This is a genomic window from Pseudomonas baltica (genome assembly GCF_031880315.1).
Lineage (GTDB): Bacteria > Pseudomonadota > Gammaproteobacteria > Pseudomonadales > Pseudomonadaceae > Aquipseudomonas.
On the sequence record NZ_CP134771.1, the window covers coordinates 5114486 to 5139828 of the forward strand.

The following is a 25343-nucleotide window of genomic DNA, read 5'->3' on the forward strand; positions in this document are numbered from 1 at the left end:
TGGTTTCTGTAACGAGGAGGCTTGCCTGCGAAAATCTTGCTGACGACCTCATTCTACCCGCGACGCCGCCAGTCGGCGGGAAGCCACCGCGCTACACAACCGTGTGGCCACATAGAAACGCCGCCTCCAGCAGTTGCTGGGTATAGGCATGCTGCGGGTTGCTGAATACCGCATCGGCATCCCCTTGCTCCACCACCTTGCCGTGCTTGACCACCATCAGCTGATGGCTCAAAGCTTTGATCACCGCCAGGTCGTGGCTGATGAACAGGTACGTGAGGTTGTGGCGCTGCTGCAGGCTGCGCAGCAGCTCAACCACCTGACGTTGCACGGTACGGTCGAGCGCCGAGGTCGGTTCGTCCAGCAGAATCAGTTCAGGCTTGAGCACCAGTGCCCGGGCAATGGCGATCCGTTGGCGCTGGCCGCCGGAAAACTCATGGGGATAGCGATGCCGAGTGTCGGGATCGAGCCCCACCTCTCGCAGCACGTCAATGATGGCCTCCTGCTGCTCTTCAGGCGTTCCCACGCCATGAATGCGCAAGCCCTCACCGACGATCTGCCCCACGCTCATGCGCGGGCTCAGGCTGCCGTAGGGGTCCTGGAACACCACCTGTATCTGGCGGCGCAGCGGACGCACCTGCTCACGGGCAAGACTGTCGATCGCCTGGCCCTTGAAGCGAATGCTGCCTTGGCTGGCAATCAGCCGCAAGATCGCCAGGCCCAACGTCGATTTGCCCGAGCCGCTCTCTCCGACGATACCCAGAGTCTGCCCTTGGTGCAGGGTGAAATCGATACCATCCACGGCTTTGAGGTGCTCGGTGGTGCCACCGAAAAAGCCTTTCTTGACCGGGAACCACACCCGCAGATCCTGCACCTGCAACATCGGCGCGCCGACCTGATTGTGTGCTGGCTCGCCACGGGGTTCGGCGCCTAGCAACTCGCAGGTGTAGGGGTGCTGGGGGGCGCAGAACAGGGTTTCGCAGTCTGCTTGTTCGACGATGCGCCCGCGTTGCATCACGCAGACCCGCTGCGCCACGCGCCTGACCAGATTGAGGTCATGGCTGATCAACAGCAGCGCCATACCCAAGCGCGCCTGCAACGATTTGAGCAGCTCGAGGATCTTCAACTGCACGGTAACGTCGAGCGCCGTGGTCGGCTCGTCGGCAATCAGCAGTTCGGGCTCGTTGGCCAAGGCCATGGCGATCATCACCCGTTGCCGCTGGCCCCCGGATAGCTGGTGGGGCAGGGCCTTCAGGCGTTTATGCGGTTCGGCGATACCCACCAGTTCGAGCAGCTCCAGAGTGCGAGCCAATGCCGCCTTGCCGACGATACCCTTGTGCAGGGCCAAGACTTCGCCAATCTGCTTTTCGAGGGTGTGCAGTGGGTTGAGCGAAGTCATCGGCTCCTGAAAGATCATGGCGATGCGGTTGCCGCGGATGTGCTGCAGCTTCTTTTCGTCCAGCGTCAGCAGGTCGTGCCCTTCGTAGTGGATGCTGCCCGTGGGGTGGCGTGCTTGGGGATAGGGCAGCAGGCGCAGGATGGAATGCGCGGTGACCGACTTGCCTGAGCCGCTCTCGCCCACCAGCGCCAGGGTTTCGCCGCGACGGATATCGAAGCTGATGCCTTCGACGGCACGTTGGCAGGCGTCGCCGTTGACGAACTCCACCGCCAAGTCGCGTATTTCCAGCAGATTGTCCTGGCTCATGTCATTTCCTGGGGTCGAAGGCGTCACGGGCAGCCTCGCCGATGAATACCAGCAGGCTGAGCATCACCGCCAGCACGGTGAAGGCACTGATGCCCAGCCAGGGCGCTTGCAGATTGTCCTTGGCCTGGGCCACCAACTCGCCCAGCGACGGTGCCCCGGCCGGCAAGCCGAAGCCGAGAAAGTCCAGTGCAGTGAGGGTGCCGATGGCGCCGGTGAGGATGAACGGCATGAACGTCATGGTCGAAACCATGGCGTTCGGGAGGATGTGCCGAAACATGATGCCGCCGTCCTGCATGCCCAGGGCGCGAGCCGCACGCACGTATTCCAGGTTGCGCCCGCGCAGAAACTCGGCGCGCACCACGTCTACCAGGCTCATCCATGAAAACAGCAGCATGATGCCCAGCAGCCACCAGAAATTGGGCTGCACGAAACTGCCGAGGATGATCAGCAGATAGAGCACCGGCAAACCCGACCAGATTTCCAGAAAGCGCTGCCCGGCCAGGTCGACCCAGCCACCATAGAAGCCCTGCAAGGCCCCGGCGATGACACCGATGATCGAGCTCGCCACCGTCAGCGTCAGGGCGAACAGCACCGAGATCCGGAAGCCGTAGATGACCCGTGCCAGGACATCGCGGCCTTGGTCGTCGGTCCCGAGCCAATTGTCCGCCGAGGGTGGCGCCGGCGCGGGCACACGCAGGTCATAGTTGATGCTCTGGTAGCTGAACGGCACTGGCGCCCATAACTGCCAGCTGTCTTTGGCCTTGAACAACGACTGTATGTACGGGCTCTTGTAGTTGGGTTCCAGGGGGAATTCGCCACCGAAGGCGGTCTCGGGGTAACGCTTCAGGGCCGGGAAATACCATGCGCCGTCGTAGCGTACCGCCAGCGGCTTGTCGTTGGCGATCAGCTCGGCGCCCAGGCTCAGGCCGAACAGCACCAGGAAGATCCACAGTGACCACCAGCCGCGCTTGTGTGCCTTGAAGCGTTCGAAACGGCGCCGGTTAAGAGGGGATAGCGTCATCTCAATGCTTCCTGCTGTCGAAGTCGATGCGAGGATCGACCAGCGAGTAGGTGAGGTCGCCGATCAGCTTCACCAGCAGGCCGATCAGAGTAAAGATGAACAGGCTGCCGAACACCACGGGATAATCGCGGTTCATCGCCGATTCAAAGCTCATCAGGCCCAGGCCATCGAGCGAGAAGATCACTTCGACCAGCAACGAGCCGGTGAAGAAGATGCTGATGAACGCCGATGGGAAGCCCGCAATCACCAACAGCATCGCGTTGCGGAACAGGTGGCCGTAGAGCACGCGACGGTTGCTCAGGCCCTTGGCCTTGGCGGTGATCACGTATTGTTTGCCGATCTCGTCGAGGAAGCTGTTCTTGGTCAGCAACGTCATGGTCGCGAAGTTGCCGATCACCAGCGCGGTGATCGGTAGGGCCAGGTGCCAGAAATAATCGCCGATCTTGCCGGCCCAGCTCAACTGCGCGAAGTTGTCCGAGGTCAGCCCGCGCAGCGGGAACCAGTCCCAGTAACTGCCGCCGGCGAACACCACGATCAGCAGGATGGCGAACAGAAAGGCCGGGATGGCGTAGCCGACGATGATCGCCGAGCTGCTCCACACGTCGAACGCGCTGCCATGTCGGGTGGCCTTGGCGATGCCCAGCGGGATCGACACCAGGTACATGATCAAGGTGCTCCACAGCCCCAGCGAGATCGACACTGGGAGCTTCTCGGCGATCAGGTCGATGACCTTGGCATCACGGAAGAAGCTGTTGCCGAAGTCAAAGTGCGCGTAGTTCTTGATCATGATCCACAAGCGTTCCGGCGCCGATTTGTCGAATCCGTACATGTGCTCGATTTCTTTCACCAGTTCCGGGTCCAGGCCTTGCGCGCCGCGGTAGCTTGACGCGCTGCCGCTGGCCGCCTCGCTGGCGCCGCCGCCAATGCGACTGGTGGCACCCTTGAAACCCTCGATCCGGGCGATGGCTTGTTCCACAGGGCCGCCAGGCGCGGCCTGGATGATCACGAAATTGATGATGATGATGCCGAGCAGGGTAGGAATGATCAGCAGCAGGCGCCGCAGGATATAAGCCGCCATCGGTCAATGCTCCGTCTTGTCGGCGGGAATGGGCGCGGCGACCGGTTCGGCCACGGCGTCAGGCTTGACCCACCACGTGTACAGGCCGGGGTCGTACTTGGGTGGCACCGCTGGGTGGCCGAGGCGCGACGAGTAAGCGGTGCGCCAGGTGCCGATGTACCAGTTGGGGATGACGATGAAGTTCCATAGCAGCACCCGATCCAGCGCCTGGGCGTGATGGATCAGGCTCTGGCGCGAATCGGCACCGATCAGGCCGTCGACCAGGGTATCGATAGCCGGGTCCTTGAGGCCCATGTAGTTGAAGCTGCCGGGGTTGTCGGCCGCCGCGCTGGTCCAGTAGCCGCGTTGTTCATTGCCGGGAGACGAGGACTGCGACAGGGTGGCGATGATCATGTCGAAGTCCCGCGAGCGTCGGCGGTTGACGTATTGCGAGGTATCGACCCGACGCAGCACCAGTTCGATACCGAGATCGGCGAGGTTGCGCTTGAACGGCAGGAGGATGCGCTCGAACTCTGGCTGCGCCACCAGGAACTCGATGGAAACCGGTTTGCCATTAGCATCGACCATGCGGTCGTCGACCACTTTCCAGCCGGCCTGCAGAAACAGTTTGTACGCCTGGCGTTGTTGCTCGCGGATGATGCCGCTGCCATCGGTCTTGGGGTTCTTGAATTCGCTGGTGAACACTCGATCGGGAATCTTGCCGCGCAGGGGCTCGAGAATCTTCAGCTCGTCTGCGCCAGGCAGGCCGTGGGCAGCCATGTCCGAGTTCTCGAAGAAGCTGCCGACCCGCAAGTAGGCGCCGTTGAACAGTTGCTTGTTGGTCCACTCGAAATCGAACAACAGGCTCAGGCCTTCGCGCACGCGCACATCCTGGAACAGCGGGCGGCGTTCGTTGAAGACGAAGCCCTGCATGCCGGTCGGGTTGCCGTTGGGGATTTCTTCGCGAATCAGGCGTCCGTCCTTTACCGCCGCGACGTTGTAGGCGGTGGCCCAGTTTTTCGCGCTGGTTTCCAGCCAGTAGTCGAACTGCCCGGCCTTGAGCGCTTCAAGGGCAACGCCGTTGTCCCGATAAGAATCACTGGTGATGGCGTCGAAGTTGTAGAAGCCACGGTTGACCGGGAGGTCCTTGGCCCAGTAATCCTTGACCCGTTCCATGCGGATGGAGCGGCCGGGCCGCACAGAGGCGACCTTGTACGGCCCGCTGCCCAGAGGGATTTCCAGGTTGCCCTTGGTGAAGTCGCGGGTCGCCCACCAATGCTTGGGCAGCACCGGTAACTGGCCGAGGATCAGCGGCAGTTCGCGGTTGTCACCGCTCTTGAAGGTGAACAGCACGTGCAGCGGGTCTTCGGCCACGACCTTGTCGACGTCGGCGTAGTAGCTGCGAAAAAACGGCGAGCCGTCCTTGATCAGCGTCTGGAAGGTGAACACCACGTCTTCGGCACGCAGCGGATGACCGTCGTTGAAGCGCGCTTCGGGGCGCAGGGTAAAGCGTACCCAGGTGTTGTCCGGGGCTCTCTCGATGCCGCTTGCCACCAGGCCGTACTCGGTCATCGGCTCGTCGAGGCTCTGGGTCAACAGCGTGTCGTAGATCAGATTGACCTGGCTGGCCGGTACGCCCTTGCTGATGAACGGGTTGAGGCTGTCGAAGCCACCCGCGTCGGACAGGCGCAACGTCCCGCCCTTTGGGGCGTTGGGGTTGACGTAGTCGAAGGACTGGAAGTTGGCAGGGTACTTGGGCGGTTCGCCATACAGGGTAATGGCGTGTTGCGGTGTCGCGCTGGCAAGGCAGGCAAGCCCTGCCAACAACAGGCCGCTGGTCTGCGTGAGCAGGGCGCGCAGAGGGATCATGAAGCGGTCTCCGAAAGCTGCGTGGCCTCGGCGTACACGGCTCGCTGGCCGCGTGGCGCAGTGGCACGGACGAATTCAACGCGTGCCGGAAGATAACCGCCGACATGCCCGGCAAAATGGATTGGACAGGGGGCACATCTAGACAGAAATTCGATCCCGGCGGCATGGGAATTATTGCCGTTACAGTAACAGCTTGTATCCGCAGGAAAAAGGGGCCGTGCGCCGAGGCGGCTGGCCCCGAAAATATGGGACCGTGCTCTGCCCGGGAACGCATCGCCACGGCCCCAAAGCGTGATTACCGATCGCGATACACGATCAGCGTCTGGCCAGGCTTGAGCGCCTTGCCGGTACGGGGGTTCCAGCTTTTGAGGTGTTGCATCTCGACATTGAAGCGCTTGGCAACGATGTACAGAGAGTCGCCTTTCTGCACCTTGTAGCGGGTAGTGCGGGCGTCGTTCTTGGCCAGCGTAACGCTGGAGCGCTTGTCGTTCCGGGCGGCGACCGCAGTCGTGCGCTTGCTATCGCGCCGGGTGTCCTGCATCACCAGCGTTTGCCCGACCTTCAGGCGTTGCCCGGAGAGCTTGTTCCACAGTTGCAGATCGCGGGTGCTGACCCTGTTGGCCTTGGCGATCATCGCCAGGTTATCGCCCTTGCGCACGCGATAGGACTTGCGCTGGCTCGGGGTAACCTCGGCAACAGCCTGCTCGGTGACCGCGCGGGTAGGGCGCAGGCTGAGCAGCTCTTCTGGCTTCATGCTGGACAGGCTGGCGGTCAGCAGTTGCGCCTTGGCCGTCGGGATCAGCAAGCGCTGAGGGCCGTCGACCGTAGTGACGCGCTGCTTGAACGCCGGGTTGAGCTGGTACATCTCGTCTTCGTCGATATTGGCCAGCGCCGCGACCCGCGACAGGTCCACGCGCTGGTTGACTTCGACGACCTGAAAGTACGGTTTGTTCTCGATGGGCGTCAGATTGACGCCGTAAGCCTCGGGAGACGCCACAACTTCCGACAGGGCCAGCAGCTTGGGTACGTAGTCGCGTGTCTCTTGCGGTAGCGACAGGTTCCAGTAATCGGTCGGCAGCCCCAGGCGCACGTTGCGTTCGATGGCCCGAGTGACCGTACCTTCGCCGGCATTGTATGCCGCCAGGGCAAGCAGCCAGTCGCCATTGAATATGTCGTGCAGGCGGCTCAGGTAGTCCAGTGCCGCGGTGGTCGAGGCGGTGACATCGCGACGACCATCGTAGAGGTTGGTCTGGCGCAGATTGAAGTAGCGCCCCGTGGACGGAATGAACTGCCACAGGCCCGTGGCATTGGCCCGGGAGTAGGCCATGGGGTTGTAGGCGCTCTCGATCACTGGCAGCAGCGCCAGTTCAAGGGGCATGTCGCGTTCTTCGAGGCGCTCGACGATGTAATGCATGTACAGGCTGCCACGATCGGCGGCGGTTTCCAGAAAGGCGGGGTTGCTGACGAACCACAGGCGCTGTTGCTCGACGCGTGGGTTTACGTCGATGCCGTCCTGCATCTGGAACCCTTCACGCATGCGCTCCCACACGTCCTGCGGGGCCTGATGACGCTGGCTGGCACTGAGGAAGATGGGTTTCTGCTTGATGCGCGCGGTAATGGTATGCGGTTGCGCCGCAGTCTCGGCATCGGGAAGCTGCGCCGAGGTCTGGCAACCGGCGAGCGTGGCGGATATGGCAATCGCGATCGCCTGTGCCAATCGCGTCAATGCGTCGCAATTTATGGTTCTGTTTATAGATGACGACATTGGTTGGAGGTGAGTTCCGCACGAAAATGTCGGGCGATTCTAAAAACTGACCGGTGGCGGGTCAACCTTTCAGAATTTTTCGACACAACCAGCCGCTGTTTAGAACTTATCTTTCCAAGCCCTCAGAGCAGCGAATACGCCGACTCCAGAGGCGCTGGCACCCGGATCCCGTTCGTCCACTTTTTGTTTAACGGATGTTTCATTAACTCGCAAAAACGGGTTCGTGCGCTTTTCCAGCGCGATGTTGGAGGGCACGGTGGGGATATTTTTCGCGCGCAACGCCTGAGCGTCCTGCATTCGTTGGGCGATATCCTGGTTATCGGGCTCTACCGCCTGGGCGAAGCGCAGATTGCTCAGGGTGTATTCGTGCGCACAGTAGACAAGGGTGGCATCGGGCAGCGCTTCGAAGCGCGACAACGACTGATGCATCTGCGCCGGAGTGCCTTCGAACAGGCGTCCGCAACCGGCAGCGAACAGCGTGTCTCCGCTGAACAGCAGGCCGTGGCTAGCCTGGTAATAGGCAATGTGCCCAAGCGTGTGGCCCGGTACCGCGAACACCGCCATTTCGAGGCCCAGGACCTCGATTCGAGCATTGTCATCCAGGGCGATATCACGTGCGGGAATGTTTTCGGTTGCCGGCCCGTAGACCTGCGCGCCAGTGACCTGCTTCAATTTGGCAACGCCACCGACATGGTCATTGTGATGGTGGGTGACCAAAATGTCGGTCAGCTGCCAACCCGGGTGAGCCTCAAGCCAGGCCAGGACGGGGGCGGCATCGCCCGGATCGACCACGGCACAGTGGCGTTTTGCAGTGTCTTGTAACAACCAGAGGTAGTTATCGGTAAACGCGGGGAGGGCATCGATCTGTATCATGGTCGGATTCGCTAAACTTGTAGACGATGGTTGCATCTTACATGTCTGAGTGAATGGGTGCGCCGCCGGTACGTCACCGGCCCACTGGCCAACCTTATGCAGGAGATCGCAATGACCGAAAAAGTCGTGGCCCAGGCCGATCCGCAATGGCTTGCGCTGATCGATCAAGCCCGAGACTGGTTCAGTGGTCCGCTGGGACAACTGCTGCTGCGCGAAGAGCAGCACTTGCTCGAGGACGAACTCGGGCGCTTCTTCGGCGGTTATCTGGTGCATTACGGGCCAGGGGCCGAGCCGCCGCCCGTCGCCGCGCAGGTTCAGCGCAATGTGCGACTGGGCGCGCCGCTACCGGGTGTCGAGATCATCTGTGAAGAGCAGGCCTGGCCGTTGAGCGAGCATGCTGCCGATGTCGTGGTGCTGCAGCATGGCCTGGATTTCAGCCTGTCGCCCCATGGACTGTTGCGGGAGGCTGCGCGTAGCGTGCGGCCCGGTGGTCACTTGCTGGTGGTCGGTATCAACCCCTGGAGCCTGTGGGGGGTGCGCCATGCATTCACCAAGGACGCCCTGAACAAGGCGCGCTGCATTTCCGCCTCGCGGGTCGGCGACTGGCTCAACCTGCTGGGCTTCGCGCTGGAGAAACGCCGATACGGGTGCTATTGTCCGCCGCTTCAAGCACCTGCCTGGCAGGCGCGAATGGCGGGGTGGGAGCGGCTGGCCGGTGCGAAGCAACTGGCGGGCGGTGGCGTCTATGTATTAGTGGCACGCAAGATGGTGGTCGGTCTGCGGCCGCTGCGCGAGGCTCGACGCGAACCCATGGGCAAGTTGCTGCCGCTGCCGCTGGCCAAGGTCAATCGGCGCAACAGCCAGGATTAGGCGCCTGCACCCCGACGAGCATTTTGATGGAAAACGAATATGAGCGATGAAAGCGTCGAGATCTTCACCGATGGCGCCTGCAAGGGCAATCCCGGCCCCGGCGGCTGGGGTGCCTTGCTGGTGTGCAAGGGCGTCGAAAAGGAATTGTGGGGTGGCGAAACCGCTACTACCAATAATCGCATGGAGCTGACAGCGGCCATTCGCGGCCTGCAGGAGCTCAAGCGTTCGTGTGATGTGTTGCTGGTCACCGACTCTGAATATGTCATGAAGGGCATTCAGGAGTGGATGGTCAACTGGAAGAAACGCGGCTGGAAAACCGCCGCCAAGCAACCGGTGAAGAATGCCGATCTGTGGCAACAACTCGACGAGCAGGTCAATCGTCACAAGGTCAAATGGGAGTGGGTCCGCGGCCACAATGGGCACGCTGGCAACGAGCGCGCTGATGACCTGGCCAATCGCGGGGTCGATGAGGTTCGCGCGCTCAAGCGCAGCTGATCCAGGTCAGCGCCGCAACAGGCCGCGAGAGCACCCGCAGGACAGGCAATGGTCTGACGGTCTTTCCCAACGGGGGCTGTGTTAGGCTGCCATAATTCACCACGACAGTCGGAAATCTACGAAACATGGTTCAACGGTACGTCGTCCTCGACACTGAAACTACCGGTATGCCCGTCACCGATGGCCACCGCGTCATCGAGATCGGTTGCGTCGAGGTACTCGGTCGGCGCCTCACCGGGCGCAACTTTCACGTCTATCTGCAGCCCGACCGCGAGAGCGACGACGGGGCGATCGGCGTTCACGGTATCACCACCGAATTTCTGATCGACAAGCCGCGGTTTGCCGAGGTAGCGGATGAATTCTACGAGTTCATCAAGGGCGCCGAACTGATCATCCACAACGCCGCATTCGACGTGGGTTTCCTCAACAACGAGTTCAACCTGATCGGCCAACCTGAGCGTGCCGATCTCAGCCAGTACTGCACGATCCTCGACTCCCTGGCGATGGCACGCGCCCGTCACCCGGGCCAGCGCAACAGCCTGGACGCCCTGTGCAAGCGCTACGGCATCGACCTCAGTGGCCGCGACCTGCACGGCGCGCTGCTCGACTCCGAGTTGCTGGCGGACGTCTATCTGGCAATGACCGGTGGCCAGACCAGCCTGTCGCTGGCTGGCAACTCCAGCGATGGCGAGAGCACGGGTGGGGATCAGGGCAGCGAAATTCGCCGCCTGCCAGAGACCCGTGAACGCAGCCGGGTGATCCTCGCCAGTGAGGATGAACTCGCTGCCCACGCCGTACGTCTGGAAATCATCGGCAAGTCCGCGGGTGCACCGCCGCTGTGGGTGCAGCTGCTCGACAGCGCTGCTAACAGTTAAGCGCATCATGTCCATTGCAACCGTTGCTGGGGCGGTCTCCATCCGGGTCGCGGATGAAGGGTTTGCTCAGTACGTCGCGGCGGCTGACTTCGGCTTTATCGTCAGTGCCTACGCCGATCCGCAGATCGGCGTTGGTGTCGATCACTGGCAGCGTCGTAGCGTTGAACCCTATCGTAAATGCTATGGCATCGATCCGGACGAGTTCAGCTTCCTGCTCGAAGATTCTGCCCGAGGCGCAATCTTCGTGGCCTGGCTGGGAGAACGGGCCGTCGGGCATGTGGTGGTCAACATCAAATGGAACGGGTTCGCCCATATCGAAGAGCTGGTCGTCGATGCGAGCGCTCGCCGTCGCGGGGTGGCCCGGCAATTGATCGATGTCGCCGGGTTCTGGGCACGCAAGCACAATCTACCGGGCATCATGCTCGAAACCCAAAGCAACAATCTCGCCGCCTGCCAATTGTATGAGCGTTACGGTTTCGAAATGGGCGGGGTCGATCACTGGCGTTATCGCGGGATCGATCCGCACACACAGGAGTCGGCGATCTTCTGGTACCTGCTGTTTCCCTGAGCGCTACAGGGCAAGCATCGCTTCGGCTTTTTCCTCGACGATTTCCAGAAAGGTCTTCTGCGCCGCCGATGGCTTTTGCTCATTGAGCGTGAGGCTGTAGAGGGTCACGGGAATGGCCGGGGAGACCGGGCAACGATCAATGCCGCTGGCTTGCGAGCCCGCCGCGGTAAAGGGATCCACCAGCGCCAGGCCCTCGCCCGCTTCGACCATGCTGCGCATCATCTGGTAGGTTTGCACGCGCGTCTGGATGCGCGGGCTCGGCCGTACGCCTTGCAGACGGTTTTCCAGATTCTGGCTAAGCGGGTCCTGCTGTTCGAGACCGATCATGCTTTGCCCGGCGGTCTCCTGCAGGGCGATGTACTTTTGTCGGGGCGCCAGCCAGCCGTGCGGCGCCAGCAGCTGTACCTTGCCTTCAAGCAGCGGGGTGCAAGTGATCTGCGGATGATCAGGGTTGTGCAGGCTGAGGCCCAGATCGCTTTCATGCAGCAACAGCCTGCGGACCATCTCATGACTGGTGTGTGCGGCCAGACTGCAAGTGGTGTCCTGAAAGCGTCGGCGCAGGGCGGCGATTGCTTTGGGCACCAGTTGCTGAGCGAGGGGTTGCGTGCAATCGACGCGCAGTGGTGGTTCCTGATGCAAGCGCAGGCCGTGAGCCTGGCGGCGCAGGCGTTCGAGATTACTCTGAAGCGTAGCGAGTTCGGGTTGCAGCACGCGGGTTTCAGGGGTTGCCTGCAAGCGCCCACGGACTTTGGCGAATAATAGAAAACCCAGCGCCTGCTCGGCTTCCTGCAATGTCGCGGTCACGGTCTCCAGCGGCAGGCACAGGAACTCCGCAGCGGCGCTGAGGTTGCCGGTCTGCATGATCGCGTCTATTACTTCGATATGCCGTAGTCGCATGGGTGGCGTCCATCTCCAGCAGGTGAGTGCCCGAGACGCATCCTAACGCAAACGCAGGCGCAAGTAGCAGGGTGCCATCAAGCGAGCGCGGTACTAAGGCGCACCACGCGAGAATGCCAGACAGTCGCTACTGGATTGCTGCGCGAGCGCAGCGAGGATCGTCAGATGACGGGAGGAACATACTCGTGCTCGCGCGTGATTTTCACGCCGCTTTGTACCAGCTCGAATTCGTCGTTACCCAAATGCTTCAGCCGATCACCAATGGCCAATTTATAGGTGACCCCATCAGTGCTGCTGGTGGCATCCACTTCGGATTCCTTGAACTCATGCACCGAATAGATACGGCCCTCCGCATCCCGTGCATGAAATTGTCCAACGAGCACTGCAGCCATTTGATTCACAACCTCTGTGTCTAGCGTGTATTGATCTGCACGATAGACCACTGTTTTATAGGGGAGTTTAGCGCGGCGGAAAAAATAATCAGGCGCCTGCCGCGTGTCAGCGTTCTGTTATACCACGCGCCAGCCTTTCGGGCCCGGGAATGTCCCTGCAAAGGCTGTAAAGAACCCGAGCCGGCGGGTAAACTCTCGCCACGCGCCGATCGATACCGGTATCGGCGCATCGGAATCTAGAGAGTCAGTCATGGGCGCACAGTGGAAAGCAAAACATAGAGAAGCCGCAGCCAACGCCAAAGGGCGGATTTTCGGCAAGCTGGCCAAGGAAATTTCGATCGCGGCGCGTTCGGGGGCCGATCCGGACACCAACTCGCGCCTGCGCCTGGTCATCGAGCAAGCCAAAAAGGCCTCGATGACCAAGGAGACCCTGGAGCGCGCAATCAAGAAGGGCGCCGGTATCGGCGGTGATGCGGTGCAGTACACCTTGGTCAAATACGAAGGCTTCGCACCGCACCAGGTGCCGCTGATCGTCGAGTGCCTGACCGATAACGTCAAGCGCACCGTGGCCGAGATTCGCGTGCTGTTTCGCAAGGGCCAGCTTGGCGCGGAAGGTTCGGTGTCGTGGGATTTCAACCATGTCGGCATGATCGAAGCCACGCCTGACAGCCCTGAGGCAGACCCGGAAGAGGCAGCTATCGAGGCCGGCGCCCAAGACGTTGAACCGGGCGAAGAGGGCGCGAGTTTGTTCCTGACTGAGACCACGGACGTCGATGCGGTGCAGAAGGCGTTGCCGGAGCAGGGCTTTACCGTGATTTCGGCGAAAATCGGTTATATCGCCAAGAATCCGGTAGCTCTCACCGATGAAACGCAGCTGGCTGAAGTCGAAGCGTTCCTGGACGCCATCGATGGTCACGATGACGTGCAGAACGTCTATGTCGGCCTGGCGGGCTAAGTACGGGCGGTACTCTGTGCTGGCGCTGCCGGCCTCCTCGCGAGCAAGCGTTGCTCCCACAGTTGTATGCTGCGCTGTGGGAGCAACGCTTGCTCTCGAAAGGGCCAGGGCTGCTGGCCAAGCGTCAACCTAGCTGCGCCACCACCTCGGCAAAGCTGGGGCGGGCACTGACCTGCGGCTGGATGCATTGCGCCTGCAGCACCTGCAAGTGCGCGTCCGCGGTCTCGCAATGCGCCAACCATTCCCCCAGTAGAATCCCGAAGGCCCGGACTTCAATGCGTTCCAGCGCCTGAGCCAATGGCTGCCCGTCACGCGGATAGAACACCGCCGCCCCAAAATCACCCAGCAGGCATCGGCCGTCAGCCTGATACAGCAGGTTGTGGGCGTACAAGTCGCCATGGGCGATCCCCAGCCCGTGCAAATGCGCACCCACCGAGGCGATCGCTGCGGTCATCTTGCGCACCGCCTCGATGCTGAGCGCGAAGCCCTGCGGATACACATCGCGGCTGCACGAGGCAAGGCTGGGCGGGCCGGCCATGTTCAGGTAGGCGCCGTCGATCAGGGTCATCACTAACGCCTGGGTGCCATGCGGATGGTCATGCACGCGTCCTTCGAGGGGGATCAGATTGGCATGCAGGCCGGCGTGCAGGCAGGCGCGCATTTCGTCCAGCGGCGAACCGTCGCTGGTCACCTCGCCTTTGTAGAGCTTGACCGCCACCTCATGGCCATCGCTGCGCCGTGCCCGATGGATGACGCCCGAAGCCCCTTGGCCCAGCACTTCCAGCAGTTGCAGTTGAGCCCACCCGATTGTTTGAGTGGGCGGTTCTTCTTGAGGGGCGGCGAAGCCTTCGGGCAATGGATTACCGGCGTACGCCAGCCATGCCAGGCTGGGCAGGGTCATCAACCACTCCGGCAGTTGTGGCAGCTGATTGGCTGAGATGCGCAGCAATTCCAGGCGTTCGAGGCGCGACAGATCTGGCAGCGCAGTCAGGCGATTGCCGGCCAGCATGAGCTTTTGCATTTCGGTGCAGTCGCCCAGTTCATCGGGCAACTGCTCGATGCAGTTGTCTGTCAGGATCAGCCAGCGCAAGTTCGGCGGCAGGGCTTGCGCCGTTACGCTGACTATACGGTTGGCCTTGAAACCGACCATGCGCAACGAAGTGCAGCGACCCAGGCAGGGGGGCAGTTCGGTGAACTGGTTGTCCGAGCAGAACAGCACCTGCAGTCTGTGCAGGCGATGGAGGTCCTCTGGCAGGCTGCTGAGGGCGTTGCCGCTGAGGTTGAGCACCTCGAGGGTATCCGCCAGATCGAAAATGGCCTGGGGGAATTCGCGTAACCCGCAGGACAGGTCCAGTCGGGTCAGGCCGGTCAATCGGCCGGCTTCAAGGCGTGCGAGGGTGTCGGTCAACGGTAATTTTCCTGGAATAGAAGTCAGGTCGGGCTGTCGATAGTGCGCAATTGCCCAAGGCGACTGCGCGTGCGCATCAGGTCGATGGCCTTGGCATCCAATGCCTGATCCAGCGGCCACTGGCTGATGAGGGTAAGGTATTTGTCCTGATCGTAAAGCACGTCGACCAGATTGATGAAGCGTTGCTGCACGGCGATTGGACACTGGTCGAGCAGGGGCAGATTGTCGATGGTCCAATGATCGAAGCGTCGACACAGCTCCAGATAATCCATCACCGCGGTGGGCTGTTCGCACAGATCGCTGAAGTCGAAACCGATACGGCGATCGACGTTCATTCGGGCGCGCAATTGTCGGGTGCCAACTGCCAGCGCGAACGGCGCCGGGTTGACCGGCAGTTGCAAGGCCTCGCGCTGTTGCCGGTCACCGGGGTAGACGTAGCGGCCTTGGGCGAACTGCTGATTGGCGCCGGATTCGGGCACGCTGCGGTAGTCCTGATCGCCGCCGACTTCCAGCACCTCCATGCGCTCGTGAATCAGCCGAATCACGGGCAGAAAACGCTCGTGATACAGCGGATTGGGCAGCAGCCCGGCGGGCGCGTAGTTGGAAGTCACCAGCAGGCATACGCCCCGTTCGAACAAGGCCTTGAACAGGCGCGTGATCAGCATCGCGTCGCCGATGTCGTGCACATGGAATTCGTCGAAGCACAGCAGGCGGCAATCGGCGAGCAGTTCATCCAGCGTGGTTTGCAACGCGTCTGCGCTGCCACGATGGGCGAACATGCCTTGGTGCAGGCGGGCGAAAAAATCGTGGAAATGCACCCGGCGTTTACGACTCAGGGGTACGCCCTGAAAAAAACCATCGAGCAGCCAGCTCTTTCCGCGCCCCACCGAGCCGTACAAGTACAGCGAACGTGGCGTATTGGCCCCGTCCAGCAACGGCTCGACCCGTTCGGCCATGCTGGCGATGACCTGCTGCTGGCCATGGCTCAAGGTGTAGCCCAGCTCGCGGGCCTTGCCGTGAAAATGCTCGATCAGTTGCTGGCCGGCAGCGGGCAAGCTCCGTGCTGCGCCAGCAGTGGCTGGTCGCGACCATTTGAACCAGGGTTTTTTCGGGGGTGTCGCCGCCAAGGGAGCGTCCTCAGGAAATCGAACTGCAGCGATTATACGGAAAACCGCGGTTCTATTTCGGTGCAGTCATTGCGTGGCTTGAATGGTAGCGCCGATCGCCTGGCGCAACTGGGTGACCTTGGCCAACCCCGACGATCCGGTGGACGATGCCAGTAAGCCCTGGCCCGCTGACCGTGCCGTGGTGACCGCCGACACCTTGGTACGGTGCTGGCATGGTGGCGTCGGTATTTAAGCGCCATGAGTGGCTGATTCACCTGCACAAGCCGCTGGGCATCGCCTTCGTGCATGTTGCTGCCGCCTAGTACCACGGCCTGATCCGCCGTGATGGCGTGTTGCAGAGCATGGCCTGCGGCGCCGGCAAGAACTGACCCTCAACGCAGCTGGGGCAAGATCCGAATGCAGGTCGCCAGCACATCCTTGCCCAGTTGCGCCGAACGCGCGCCATTCCAACCCGTACGCGGGTTGGGGGCGTCATCGTGATCCTTGAAGGGCATCTCCAGGGTGAACGACAGGCAATCGAATGTTTCCCCGACGCTGTTGCAGGCCAGATTCAGATTGGCCTGGCCGGGCTGTGAACGACCATAGCCGTGGACTTGCTGGAAGTCCTGGGTCTGCTCGCACAGCCAGTCGCGAAACTGCTGCTCCAGCTGCGCGATACGAGGTGTGTATCCTGGGTTGCCTTCGCAGGCGGCGGTGAAGACATGCGGGATTTCTTCGTCACCGTGCACATCGATGAACAGGTCGACGCCGTATTTTTCCATCTGCTGCATGATAAACAGGACTTCGGGGGCCGTCTCGGCATCGGCGTCCTGCCAGGCACGGTTGAGATCGCGCCCGGCTGCGTTGGTGCGCAGGTGGCCATGGAAGGCGCCATCGGGGTTGACGTTGGGCACCAGATACACATCGACCTCGGCCAGCAGAGTGGCCAGCGCCGGGTCCGAGTGCTGCAAGCGCTCGACGATGCCTTCCATGAACCACTCGGCCATATGCTCGCCTGGGTGCTGCTGAGCGATAAACCAGAGCTTGCGCCGGCCGGGTTGGCCGTTACCTAGGCGCAACAAGGGAATGTCGCGACCCTCCACACTGCGCCCGACCGCCAGCAGCTGCATGCCGGCCTTGTTCAGCGCATCGCTGACCAGCCGCTCATGGCGAGTGCGGCTATAGGGCTCGAAATAGGCGAACCATGCATCAGGCTGGGTGGAAGAGAGTTCAAAGTGCAACGCCTTGCCGTCGAAGTGCGAGGGCACGCGGAACCAGTCCTGCTGATCATAGGAGGCCACAGCCTGGTAACCCTGCCAGGCACGCGAAAAGGTCGAGGCGCCGGCGTTTTCGAGCACGAAACGATGGACCTCGCCGGGTATCAGGCCGCTGACCTTGAAGTGGAACCACTGAAAATGCTGGCTTTTCGTATCAGGACGAATGGCCAGGCGGACATGCTGGCGGTCGCTCGCGTCTATGACTTGAATATTGCCGCTGTCGAAGTCGGCGCGGATATCGAGCGAGGGGAGGGCCAGGGTCATGGTGTTGAATCCTTGTAGAGTACTTATGCGTCGATACTCTACACCCAAGCCGTTGTGTGGCGCAGGGATCAGAACGCCAGCACCATCAACAGGGCCATGCTCAGCAGGCCGGCCAGCCAAGCGCCGATCTCCAGAGGATGATGTCTTTGCCGGTAGCGCCCGCGCAGTGCCAGGTGCCGAGCCGGTGCCAATAGCCGTCGCCAATGCAGTTCGGTCTCGTGGAACGCGGCCAGATGTTCGGGCGCGGCATCCAGCCAGCGGCGAAAATCGATGCGTTCACTGGCGGTGGTCTGTGGATTCTGCAGCTTGACGTACCACTCGCAGGCGTGGACCTCGGCTGGGGCTAGCTCGGCGGGCGTGCGGGTCTGCTGGAGCGCACGGACCATGTCCTTGTGCAACTCTTCCAGAGAAATATCCAGCCGCTGGGCAATGGTAGGGTAGGGCAGCGCGTCGACGCGGCTGAGCAGAAAAACCTGCTGAGTGCGCCGCGACAGTTGCCTGATTCGCGAGCAGAGGTATTGTTCGGCGCCTGAAAGCTGCTTGTGGCCGTTATCTGGTGCGCGGTGAAACAATTGCTGTAGTGGGGTGAGCAGGCTGGTCATGAATCTGTGCTCCGCGTAAGGGGCAAGCGAACGACAATAGAGGCCTGGGCTGCGTGGCATCTTCCGTGACAATGAATCGAGCTTAGTCTTGTTGCGATTGATTCTCAAGTGCTGATCGCGCTTGATTGCACGGGAACGGGTCATTTCTGCATTTTAGATAGTTTCGGGACTTTTCAGCATTGATAGTGTTTTGCTATGATCACTTCATTAAGACGTACCGAATTCCTGCATAACGCAGTACCTTCTTCATTAGCCTGAAGAACCAAAAAAAAGACCCGGCAAAAAGCCGGGTCAAAAACCGTGATTAGCCTGATGAGGAGATAATCTGAAAGTCCGACCTAAGGTCTTTCAGGTTACCCAACTGATCTCGCGACCAGTTGGAGCAATAATAATCGTTATCATTTGCAAGTCAAATGATTTCTCCTCGAATTTGCTTCAGTTTTTTTCTGGCTGCCTGCTCTGGCGGCCTTTTCCTCGTCGCCCTTCCCATGCTTCCACCGTCCAAGTCGGCCCGAGCGCCTTACTGTTGCTGCGGATGCACGTCCAGCGAACGATCCACCATGCTTCTGGCCATGTTGATCATGTGCACGACGCTCAGGCCGAGATCTCGCTGAGGCCCCTTGAGTGCGTCCGCAGATTCATAGGCAGTGGCTGCAGCGCAGCGTAGTAGTTCCGAGGCATGGTTGAGTGCATCGAGCATGCTCAGATCGTTGCGCGCGACGAAGGGTTCGGCGCTGGGTGTTGACGGTGCGGGTGCGAGATAGAAGTCCAGCGCTTTGCGTGACAGTGGGCAGTCTTTGAGCGACTCGCTCGGGACGAATTCGACGGTGGTGTCTTTTCGATGTCGCATAGTGTTTCCCCATTATAGGTCGCTGCGGTTTGACCGCTGCAGATTCAGGCTCCAGACTAATACTGCGCGTAGTTATTTCAAGGTTTCTGTTATTACATACTGTGTATGGAGCTTGGCGTCAGGGCAGGTAAGGTGCTCAACCATGAATAAATGGAAAGAGCTGGTCAAAGAAATAATGCGCGAGCAGAACGTCACCCAGACGGAGCTGGCAGAACGTGTCGGCGTCAGTCAGGGTGCGGTGGGGCATTGGATGCGTGGGCGCAGTACGCCCCATGTCAGCAAGATGAACCGTGTATTGCGTGAATTGGGCATGGACAATCTGGAGGTCGTGCAGATCCTGCGCACCGCAGAGCAGCGTGCTGATTACGAGGCTCACGCCGACGACCTGTCGCGCGCCACTGATCATGATCGCGATGCGCTGCACCGGAGCGTCTTGTACTTCTGCTACCCGCGTCTCACGTGGGCGGTAGCCGGAACCGATCAGCCGTCACGGGCGGCGTATTACCGTGGCGATGCCGGGGTCTCCGGCTACGAGGCGGTCGGGCCGGCGTACTGGCTGAAGGTCGAAGGAGATGCCATGAATTCGCCTGTCGGCGTTAGTGTGCCCGATGGCACCGAGGTATTGGTCGATCCCGGCCTGGAGGCGCAGGTCGGGGACCTGATCATTGCGCGACGACCGGGTATCGATCAGGCAATCCTGCGCCAGCTGGCCGCCGAGGGCAGCGAGCGTTTCCTGAAACCTTTGAATTCGACATATCCGGTGTACGAGTTATCTGCAGACTGCCTGGTGGTAGGCGTCGTGGTGCAGGCCATGCTTCAGATGGTTTGAGATGACGGAAGAGGGGGCGATGGGGCGAGGGCTGATTGGGCTCGGGGTTCGTCAGATCGCAGAATGCACTGAGGGGAGCCGAAGCTCCCCTCTAATCGTGTATCGCGTGCTCTTTTTTTATTATTGCGGGGCGACCTGTTGTTGTTTTTGTCAGTCGTGACCCGTACAGCCGTTTTGGTGACCCCCATTCGGGGTCAAGAGCAAACGTATTTTTTTGAGCGCTGACCTGCTTTCATCTTGCGATCCAGTCGATTCGGACGCTACCTCAGGGTAGTTTTGTTGTTCTCTGTCCGACTGCGGGGCGAACCCCTGAAAAGCACACCTTCTCCAAAAAAATCTGTTAGCTGCGTCTCTGCCGTGTTGTTCTTGTTATGTCAGAGTCGTTTCGTATTGTTTTTATTGGGTGTCGCAATTTTTCTTGTTCTTGTACGTAAGCTATAGCAGGGTGCGTGCCAACTTTCTAAAAGCCTTTAAAATCAGCACCTTGAAAAAATCGTGTCGCACATGCCGTGGCAAAGTGTCGCAACCTGTTTCCATGTTACTCGTTTTTCTGGCCGCCAGCTCATCGCCGGTAACACTCTCGTCGGAAAAGCTGTTACCTGAGCGCCGCTCCAGCGGCTCTGTTCAGCGCGGTTGGCTATCGCGGAGGGTGATCTGCTGGCAGAGGTCGACGATCTGTTCGCGCATCCAGCGGTTGGCCGGGTCCTGATCGGTACTCTCATGCCAGTACAAATGAGTTTCGACCAGGGGCACCTGATCCACGGGCAGGCTGACGTAGTGCAGTTCGTGCCGGCGGGCGAAGCGTTCGGGCACGGTCATGAGCATGTCGCTCTGCTGCAGCACTTGCGAGGCCATCATGTAGTGCTGCGAGCGCAACGCGATCTTGCGTTGCAGCCCTATACGGCCAAGCGCCAGATCGACGTGGCCCAGGCCGTTGCGGCGGCTGGAAATATGAATGTGGGGCTGGGTCAGATAGTCGTCCAGGCTCAGCTCCCGCCGCGCGAAGGGATGACCAGTGCGCATGGCGCAAACGTAACGGTCGGCCAGCAGCTTGACGTGGCGCACCTGCGGGTCGCTGTTAAGGGGGGCGTCAACGGCAAAATCCAGATGCCCGGCGGCAAGCTCTTTGGTTGTCTCGCGGCGCTTGCACAAGAAACTCTCGATGACCACGGCCGGCGCCAGGCGTCGCAGGCGCTGGAACAAGGGCGGCAGGATCACCGCTTCGGTCAGGTCGGTCATGCTGATGCGGAAGGTCTTGCTGGCCTGGGCCGGGTTGAAGATGCGGCTCTCCTGCACCGATACACGCAACAGCGCCAAGGCGTTGCGCACCGGATTGATGATGTTTTGCGCCATGGGTGTCGGCACCATGCCTTGGGCGGTGCGCACGAACAGCGGATCCTTGAAGGTATCGCGCAGTCGCGCCAGAGCGTTGGACACGGCCGGCTGGGTAATGCCGACGATCTGACCGGCGCGGGTCAGGTTGGCTTCGGTGTAAATGGCATCGAAGACGATGAACAGATTGAGGTCGACCTTGCTGAGGTTCATGTGCTCGCTCTCTTATTGTTGTGTTCCGGGCCTGCGGGGCGGCGCCGGTAGGATCCGATCATATATGGCTTATGAATGGTAATACACGCCGAGAATAGGTTGGATTGATCGGGAACGGCGTTTTAACCTCGAATACTCTCCTTAGCCGATCGGGTCACTGCCGTGGATTTCGCCTACTCCCCCAAGGTTCTGGATCTGTGCGAAAAGGTCTCGGCGTTCATGCGGGCCCATGTCTACCCGGCTGAGACTACCTTCGTCCAGCAGGTCAATGAGGGAGATCGCTGGCAGCCGACGGCGGTGATCGAAGCGCTCAAGGTCCAAGCTCGCGCTGAGGGGCTCTGGAACCTGTTCCTGCCTGATTCCGAGTACGGCGCGGGGCTGAGCAACCTGGAGTACGCCCCCTTGGCCGAGATCATGGGCCGCTCGTTGCTGGGGCCGGAGCCCTTCAATTGTTCAGCGCCGGATACCGGCAATATGGAAGTGCTGGTCCGTTATGGCAGTGCCGAACAGCGCCAGCGCTGGCTGGAGCCGTTGCTGCGGGGCGAGATACGCTCCGCCTTCGCCATGACCGAGCCGCAGGTCGCCTCCAGCGATGCCACCAACATGCAAGCCACGGCAACGCGCGTCGGCGATCAGTGGCGGCTGGACGGCCGTAAATGGTGGACGTCGGGGGCCTGCGATCCGCGCTGCAAAGTCCTGATCTTCATGGGCTTGAGCGATCCGGATGGCCCTCGCCACCAACAGCATTCGATGATTCTGGTGCCCATGGATACGCCTGGGGTCAAGGTGCTGCGGCCCCTGACGGTATTCGGCTACGACGACGCTCCGCATGGCCATGCCGAGGTGCTGTTCGACGACGTTCGCGTGCCTTTCGAAAACGTGCTGTTGGGCCCCGGTCGCGGTTTCGAGATCGCCCAGGGTCGATTGGGGCCGGGCCGTATTCACCATTGCATGCGTTCGGTAGGCATGGCGGAGCGTGCGTTGCAGCTGATGTGCGAACGCGCCAATGAGCGGCATGCTTTCGGTCGGCCGCTAGGGCTGTTGGGCGGTAATCTGGAGCGCATTGCCGACTCGCGAATGGAGATCGACATGGCACGGCTATTGACGCTTAAGGCCGCCTACATGATGGACACCGCGGGCAACAAGGTGGCGCGCAGTGAGATCGCACAGATCAAGGTCGTGGCGCCCAACGTTGCATTGCGGGTGATCGACCGCGCCATCCAGATACACGGCGGCGCGGGCGTCAGTGGCGATACACCACTTGCCTACATGTACGCGATGCAGCGCACGCTGCGACTGGCCGATGGCCCCGACGAGGTACACCGCACCGCCGTTGGCAAGTACGAGCTCGGTGCCTGGCGGTCAGGCCGCGAACGCTGAGGGTTTCAGCCGAGTTCGAGCCAGATCGGCGCATGATCCGAGGGTTTTTCCATACCGCGCAGATCGTAGTCGACCCCGGCTTCCTTGATCCGCGACAGCAGCGCCGTGGAGGTCAGGATCACATCGATGCGCAAGCCGCGCTTGGGCTCGTCCTCGAAACCGCGGCTGCGATAATCGAACCAACTGAAACGATCGACGACTTCCGGATGCAAGTGGCGGAAACTGTCGGTCAAGCCCCAGCCCTTGAGGGTCGCCAGCCACTCTCGCTCTTCGGGCAGGAAGCTGCATTTGCCGGTCTTCAGCCAGCGCTTGGCGTTATCGGGGCCGATGCCGATGTCGCAGTCTTCGGGAGAAATGTTGATGTCGCCCATCACTACCACTGGCTGATCCTGCTTGAAGCGGCTGGTCAGGAGTGTTTGAAGGTCGGCGTAGAAGCGCTGCTTGGCCGGAAACTTGGTGGGGTGGTCGCGGCTTTCGCCTTGAGGGAAGTAGCCGTTCATGATGGTCACTGGCTGGCCCTCGGCATCGCTATAGGTGCCCCAGATAAAGCGGCGCTGGGCGTCCTCGTCATCACCCTCGAAACCCTTGTGCAGCGACAACGGTGGCTTGCGCGAGAGCAGGGCAACACCGTAATGACCCTTTTGCCCGTGAAACTCCACGTGATAGCCCAATGCCTGAACTTCGGCCAAAGGGAACTGCTCGTCCGAGACCTTGGTTTCCTGCAGGCCAATGACATCGGGCTGATGCTTGTCGATCAGCGCAGCCAGTTGATGGGGACGTGCGCGCAGGCCGTTGATGTTGAACGAGACGATTTTCATGAAGCCGCAGTCCTGGCAAAAGGCTGATGCTAACGGACCTTCAAGCCGCAGGCCAGCGCTGTGACAAGTGCCTGGCTGGTAACCGAATGTTTCGATACAGTACGCACTCGGTGACAAGCTTTTGACGTGGTAGCATCTGCTCCATGAAGTTTCCAGGACGTTTCACCAGCAGCCTCATGCTGCTGTTCATCAGTGCTGCCGCGCAGGCGCAAAGCGAGTTGCAGGTTCGGGTCAAACCCGCCAATGCCGCCCTCAAGGCCAATATCGAGGGCTACATCGGCGCCCTTGGCGACCGTGACGAGCAGGCCCTGCTGCGGTTTCGCCGCGGTGCCGAGGAGCAGGCACGCAAGGCGGCACAGGCGTTGGGCTATTACCAGGCGCACATCGACAGTGAGGTCAACGCGGGCAAAAATCCGACGTTGGTTCTGAACGTCGAGCCCGGCGAACCCATTCACCTGCGCAATGTGGTGATTCGGGTCGATGGCCCGGCGAGCCAGTTGACAGCTTTCAAGTTGCCTTCCGGCCCCTTGCTGCGTGAGGGCGCGGTGCTCAACCACGGCCACTACGACGACGCCAAGCGGCTGATCCAGAACCAGGCATCGCGCTACGGTTTCTTCCAGGGGCGCTTCGTGCAACAGCGTCTGGCCATCGACCCTCAAGCGGGTGTGGCCGACATCGAGCTGGTCTACGACAGCGGCCCGCGCTTCACCCTGGGCAAGGTGCATTTCAGTGGCGACACGCCGTTCGACGATGATCTGCTGCAGCGTATGGTGCCGTTCAAGGAAAACACCCCCTACGATTCCGAACTGATCGCCGAGCTCAGCCAGGCGCTGCAATCGAGCGGTTACTTCGAAGGCGTGCGCGTCGATGCCACGCCCAGCAGCACCGCCGGTACCGCAGTGATTCCGGTGGATGTCGATCTGCAAACGCGCAAGCCGCGGACCATGGGCCTCGGGCTGGGTTACTCGACGGACGTGGGGCCGCGCGGCAAGGCCAACTGGACGCGACATTGGGTCAATGCCGAAGGCCACAGCTACGGGTTCGAGTCGGAAATTTCCGCACCCAAGCAGAATATCGGTCTGTGGTACGACGTGCCGCTCGACCCGCCCCTGACCGATAAACTGCGCTTCGCCGGCGGTTATCAGTATGAAGAGCTGGCCAATACCGACACCGTCAGCAAGCTGCTCACCGTCGGGCCGGAATGGCACAGCAAATTGCCCAGTGGCTGGCAGCGGGTCATTTCCCTGAAATGGCAGCGAGAGGAATACCGCCTGGGCAGTGACTCGGGGCTGAGCAATCTGGTGATGCCGGGCATCAGCTACAGCTATTTGCGCAGCGACAACCGTGTCGATCCACACAATGGCTATCGTTTGCAGTTCGATGCTCAGGTGGCCAAGGAAGGCCTGCTGTCCGATACCAACCTCGTACATGGCGATATGACCCTCAAGGGCCTGACCACGCTGTGGCAGAACCACCGTTTCCTCGGTCGTCTGCAAGTAGGCGGCAGTGCCACCAACGGTTACCAGTCGATCCCGCCGTCGCTGCGCTTCTTTGCCGGTGGCGATCAGAGCGTGCGCGGTTACGACTACCAGAGGCTGTCCCCGGAGAACGAACAGGGCGACAAGATCGGCGGTCGCTACATGATCGCCGGCAGCCTTGAGTATCAATATTCGATTGCCGAGAAGTGGCGCATTGCGACCTTCATCGACCAAGGTAGCTCGTTCAACAATCTGGATCTGCCCAGCCTCAAGACCGGTGTCGGTATCGGCGTGCGCTGGGTGTCGCCGGTGGGGCCGATCCGTATCGATCTGGCCCACGCGCTGGATGATCCCGGCGGTATTCGCCTGCACTTTTCCATGGGTCCCGAACTGTGAGTTTTGTACTGTGAGCCGAGCGGTAAAACGGACGTTGCTGGCCTTGGCCGC

The 25343-nt window shown here is 60.9% G+C and carries 24 protein-coding genes and 1 pseudogene; 10 read left to right on the plus strand and 15 right to left on the minus strand.

All coding sequences use genetic code 11. From position 1 onward, the window contains the following. Positions 1 to 91: 91 nt before the first annotated feature. The 6 genes from REH34_RS23060 to gloB all read right to left on the minus strand — a co-directional run bounded on the left by REH34_RS23060 (position 92) and on the right by gloB (position 8287). A complete protein-coding gene (locus tag REH34_RS23060; RefSeq protein WP_311969270.1) occupies positions 92 to 1702 on the minus strand; it encodes an ABC transporter ATP-binding protein in 1611 nt (536 codons plus the stop codon). 1 nt (position 1703) lies between these two features. Next, positions 1704 to 2723 (minus strand): ABC transporter permease, encoded by a 1020-nt coding sequence (locus REH34_RS23065; RefSeq protein WP_226503558.1) that lies wholly within the window; start codon positions 2721 to 2723, stop codon positions 1704 to 1706. A gap of 1 nt (position 2724) precedes the next feature. Next, positions 2725 to 3801 (minus strand): microcin C ABC transporter permease YejB, encoded by a 1077-nt coding sequence (locus tag REH34_RS23070; protein WP_311969271.1) that lies wholly within the window; start codon positions 3799 to 3801, stop codon positions 2725 to 2727. 3 nt (positions 3802 to 3804) lie between these two features. Then, complete coding sequence (locus REH34_RS23075) at positions 3805 to 5649, minus strand: extracellular solute-binding protein (RefSeq protein ID WP_311969272.1); 1845 nt, start codon at positions 5647 to 5649, stop codon at positions 3805 to 3807. 295 nt (positions 5650 to 5944) lie between these two features. Continuing rightward, entirely contained in the window at positions 5945 to 7414 is a 1470-nt protein-coding gene (locus tag REH34_RS23080; protein WP_311969273.1) for a transglycosylase SLT domain-containing protein, read from the minus strand. A gap of 99 nt (positions 7415 to 7513) precedes the next feature. Further along, positions 7514 to 8287 carry a hydroxyacylglutathione hydrolase gene (gloB, locus tag REH34_RS23085; RefSeq protein ID WP_311969274.1) on the minus strand — a complete coding sequence of 258 codons (774 nt, stop codon included), beginning with the start codon at positions 8285 to 8287 and terminating at the stop codon, positions 7514 to 7516. 111 nt (positions 8288 to 8398) lie between these two features. Between gloB and REH34_RS23090 the strand changes: the two genes are divergently transcribed. The 4 genes from REH34_RS23090 to REH34_RS23105 all read left to right on the plus strand — a co-directional run bounded on the left by REH34_RS23090 (position 8399) and on the right by REH34_RS23105 (position 11095). Further along, complete coding sequence (locus REH34_RS23090) at positions 8399 to 9157, plus strand: class I SAM-dependent methyltransferase (RefSeq protein WP_226503563.1); 759 nt, start codon at positions 8399 to 8401, stop codon at positions 9155 to 9157. Positions 9158 to 9196: 39 nt separating this feature from the next. After that, a complete protein-coding gene (gene rnhA / locus REH34_RS23095) occupies positions 9197 to 9652 on the plus strand; it encodes a ribonuclease HI (RefSeq protein WP_226503564.1) in 456 nt (151 codons plus the stop codon). Positions 9653 to 9777: 125 nt separating this feature from the next. After that, positions 9778 to 10527: a DNA polymerase III subunit epsilon gene (gene dnaQ / locus REH34_RS23100; RefSeq protein ID WP_226503565.1), complete on the plus strand. Its 750-nt coding sequence runs from the start codon at positions 9778 to 9780 to the stop codon at positions 10525 to 10527. A 7-nt stretch (positions 10528 to 10534) separates the two neighbouring features. Beyond that, positions 10535 to 11095 (plus strand): GNAT family N-acetyltransferase, encoded by a 561-nt coding sequence (locus REH34_RS23105; protein WP_311969275.1) that lies wholly within the window; start codon positions 10535 to 10537, stop codon positions 11093 to 11095. 3 nt (positions 11096 to 11098) lie between these two features. On the opposite strand, the gene REH34_RS23110 is transcribed toward REH34_RS23105, so the two are convergent. Both REH34_RS23110 and REH34_RS23115 read right to left on the minus strand, forming a co-directional pair. Beyond that, entirely contained in the window at positions 11099 to 11992 is an 894-nt protein-coding gene (locus REH34_RS23110) for a LysR substrate-binding domain-containing protein (RefSeq protein ID WP_311969276.1), read from the minus strand. Between the two features lie 161 nt (positions 11993 to 12153). After that, positions 12154 to 12384, minus strand: a complete 231-nt coding sequence (locus REH34_RS23115; RefSeq protein WP_226503568.1) for a hypothetical protein — start codon at positions 12382 to 12384, stop codon at positions 12154 to 12156. Between the two features lie 250 nt (positions 12385 to 12634). Here REH34_RS23115 and REH34_RS23120 point away from each other — a divergent pair, with 250 nt between their 5' ends. Then, entirely contained in the window at positions 12635 to 13339 is a 705-nt protein-coding gene (locus REH34_RS23120) for a YebC/PmpR family DNA-binding transcriptional regulator (RefSeq protein ID WP_226503569.1), read from the plus strand. 124 nt (positions 13340 to 13463) lie between these two features. Here REH34_RS23120 and REH34_RS23125 read toward each other — a convergent pair whose 3' ends face one another. Both REH34_RS23125 and zapE read right to left on the minus strand, forming a co-directional pair. Next, positions 13464 to 14747 (minus strand): leucine-rich repeat-containing protein kinase family protein, encoded by a 1284-nt coding sequence (locus tag REH34_RS23125; protein ID WP_311969277.1) that lies wholly within the window; start codon positions 14745 to 14747, stop codon positions 13464 to 13466. Positions 14748 to 14770: 23 nt separating this feature from the next. Continuing rightward, complete coding sequence (gene zapE / locus REH34_RS23130; RefSeq protein ID WP_226503571.1) at positions 14771 to 15874, minus strand: cell division protein ZapE; 1104 nt, start codon at positions 15872 to 15874, stop codon at positions 14771 to 14773. Positions 15875 to 15956: 82 nt separating this feature from the next. On the opposite strand from zapE, the gene REH34_RS23135 reads away from it, so the two are divergent. Both REH34_RS23135 and REH34_RS23140 read left to right on the plus strand, forming a co-directional pair. Next, entirely contained in the window at positions 15957 to 16106 is a 150-nt protein-coding gene (locus REH34_RS23135) for a hypothetical protein (RefSeq protein ID WP_409373369.1), read from the plus strand. Then, positions 16078 to 16158: pseudogene (locus tag REH34_RS23140) on the plus strand (cytochrome b); the annotation flags it as partial. The gene REH34_RS23135 and the pseudogene REH34_RS23140, both read left to right, overlap by 29 nt. An 87-nt stretch (positions 16159 to 16245) precedes the next feature. Here REH34_RS23140 and REH34_RS23145 read toward each other — a convergent pair. From REH34_RS23145 to REH34_RS23155, 3 genes are all read right to left on the minus strand, one after another. Next, on the minus strand, positions 16246 to 17394 hold the full coding sequence (locus REH34_RS23145; RefSeq protein WP_311969278.1) for a M14-type cytosolic carboxypeptidase: 1149 nt from the start codon (positions 17392 to 17394) through the stop codon (positions 16246 to 16248). A 68-nt stretch (positions 17395 to 17462) separates the two neighbouring features. Further along, complete coding sequence (locus REH34_RS23150; RefSeq protein ID WP_226503574.1) at positions 17463 to 17996, minus strand: DUF4880 domain-containing protein; 534 nt, start codon at positions 17994 to 17996, stop codon at positions 17463 to 17465. A 520-nt stretch (positions 17997 to 18516) separates the two neighbouring features. Continuing rightward, entirely contained in the window at positions 18517 to 18846 is a 330-nt protein-coding gene (locus REH34_RS23155; RefSeq protein ID WP_226503575.1) for a DUF6124 family protein, read from the minus strand. Positions 18847 to 18988: 142 nt separating this feature from the next. On the opposite strand from REH34_RS23155, the gene REH34_RS23160 reads away from it, so the two are divergent. Continuing rightward, on the plus strand, positions 18989 to 19675 hold the full coding sequence (locus tag REH34_RS23160) for a LexA family transcriptional regulator (RefSeq protein WP_226503576.1): 687 nt from the start codon (positions 18989 to 18991) through the stop codon (positions 19673 to 19675). Positions 19676 to 20299: 624 nt separating this feature from the next. Here the strand turns inward: REH34_RS23160 and REH34_RS23165 are convergent. Beyond that, entirely contained in the window at positions 20300 to 21220 is a 921-nt protein-coding gene (locus tag REH34_RS23165) for a LysR family transcriptional regulator (protein ID WP_311969279.1), read from the minus strand. 162 nt (positions 21221 to 21382) lie between these two features. Here REH34_RS23165 and REH34_RS23170 point away from each other — a divergent pair, with 162 nt between their 5' ends. After that, positions 21383 to 22600, plus strand: a complete 1218-nt coding sequence (locus REH34_RS23170) for an acyl-CoA dehydrogenase family protein (RefSeq protein WP_226503578.1) — start codon at positions 21383 to 21385, stop codon at positions 22598 to 22600. A 5-nt stretch (positions 22601 to 22605) separates the two neighbouring features. Here the strand turns inward: REH34_RS23170 and xthA are convergent, their stop codons facing one another. After that, on the minus strand, positions 22606 to 23418 hold the full coding sequence (gene xthA / locus REH34_RS23175; protein WP_226503579.1) for an exodeoxyribonuclease III: 813 nt from the start codon (positions 23416 to 23418) through the stop codon (positions 22606 to 22608). Between the two features lie 143 nt (positions 23419 to 23561). Here xthA and REH34_RS23180 point away from each other — a divergent pair, with 143 nt between their 5' ends. Beyond that, the gene (locus REH34_RS23180; RefSeq protein ID WP_311969280.1) at positions 23562 to 25292 is read left to right on the plus strand and encodes an autotransporter assembly complex family protein; all 1731 of its coding nucleotides are present in this window, start codon (positions 23562 to 23564) and stop codon (positions 25290 to 25292) included. Positions 25293 to 25343 lie beyond the last annotated feature (51 nt).

Coding starts and splice junctions, on each gene's coding strand:
- REH34_RS23155 (WP_226503575.1), bottom strand. CDS start 18,846: ATGCGACATCGAAAAGACACCACCGTCGAATTCGTCCCGAGCGAGTCG.
- REH34_RS23070 (WP_311969271.1), bottom strand. CDS start 3,801: ATGGCGGCTTATATCCTGCGGCGCCTGCTGCTGATCATTCCTACCCTG.
- REH34_RS23065 (WP_226503558.1), bottom strand. CDS start 2,723: ATGACGCTATCCCCTCTTAACCGGCGCCGTTTCGAACGCTTCAAGGCA.
- gloB (WP_311969274.1), bottom strand. CDS start 8,287: ATGATACAGATCGATGCCCTCCCCGCGTTTACCGATAACTACCTCTGG.
- REH34_RS23105 (WP_311969275.1), top strand. CDS start 10,535: ATGTCCATTGCAACCGTTGCTGGGGCGGTCTCCATCCGGGTCGCGGAT.
- xthA (WP_226503579.1), bottom strand. CDS start 23,418: ATGAAAATCGTCTCGTTCAACATCAACGGCCTGCGCGCACGTCCCCAT.
- REH34_RS23145 (WP_311969278.1), bottom strand. CDS start 17,394: ATGACCCTGGCCCTCCCCTCGCTCGATATCCGCGCCGACTTCGACAGC.
- REH34_RS23090 (WP_226503563.1), top strand. CDS start 8,399: ATGACCGAAAAAGTCGTGGCCCAGGCCGATCCGCAATGGCTTGCGCTG.
- REH34_RS23150 (WP_226503574.1), bottom strand. CDS start 17,996: ATGACCAGCCTGCTCACCCCACTACAGCAATTGTTTCACCGCGCACCA.
- REH34_RS23080 (WP_311969273.1), bottom strand. CDS start 7,414: ATGTCGTCATCTATAAACAGAACCATAAATTGCGACGCATTGACGCGA.
- REH34_RS23060 (WP_311969270.1), bottom strand. CDS start 1,702: ATGAGCCAGGACAATCTGCTGGAAATACGCGACTTGGCGGTGGAGTTC.
- REH34_RS23160 (WP_226503576.1), top strand. CDS start 18,989: ATGAATAAATGGAAAGAGCTGGTCAAAGAAATAATGCGCGAGCAGAAC.
- REH34_RS23135 (WP_409373369.1), top strand. CDS start 15,957: ATGGTAGCGCCGATCGCCTGGCGCAACTGGGTGACCTTGGCCAACCCC.
- dnaQ (WP_226503565.1), top strand. CDS start 9,778: ATGGTTCAACGGTACGTCGTCCTCGACACTGAAACTACCGGTATGCCC.
- REH34_RS23115 (WP_226503568.1), bottom strand. CDS start 12,384: ATGGCTGCAGTGCTCGTTGGACAATTTCATGCACGGGATGCGGAGGGC.
- REH34_RS23075 (WP_311969272.1), bottom strand. CDS start 5,649: ATGATCCCTCTGCGCGCCCTGCTCACGCAGACCAGCGGCCTGTTGTTG.
- REH34_RS23165 (WP_311969279.1), bottom strand. CDS start 21,220: ATGAACCTCAGCAAGGTCGACCTCAATCTGTTCATCGTCTTCGATGCC.
- REH34_RS23110 (WP_311969276.1), bottom strand. CDS start 11,992: ATGCGACTACGGCATATCGAAGTAATAGACGCGATCATGCAGACCGGC.
- REH34_RS23180 (WP_311969280.1), top strand. CDS start 23,562: ATGAAGTTTCCAGGACGTTTCACCAGCAGCCTCATGCTGCTGTTCATC.
- REH34_RS23120 (WP_226503569.1), top strand. CDS start 12,635: ATGGGCGCACAGTGGAAAGCAAAACATAGAGAAGCCGCAGCCAACGCC.
- rnhA (WP_226503564.1), top strand. CDS start 9,197: ATGAGCGATGAAAGCGTCGAGATCTTCACCGATGGCGCCTGCAAGGGC.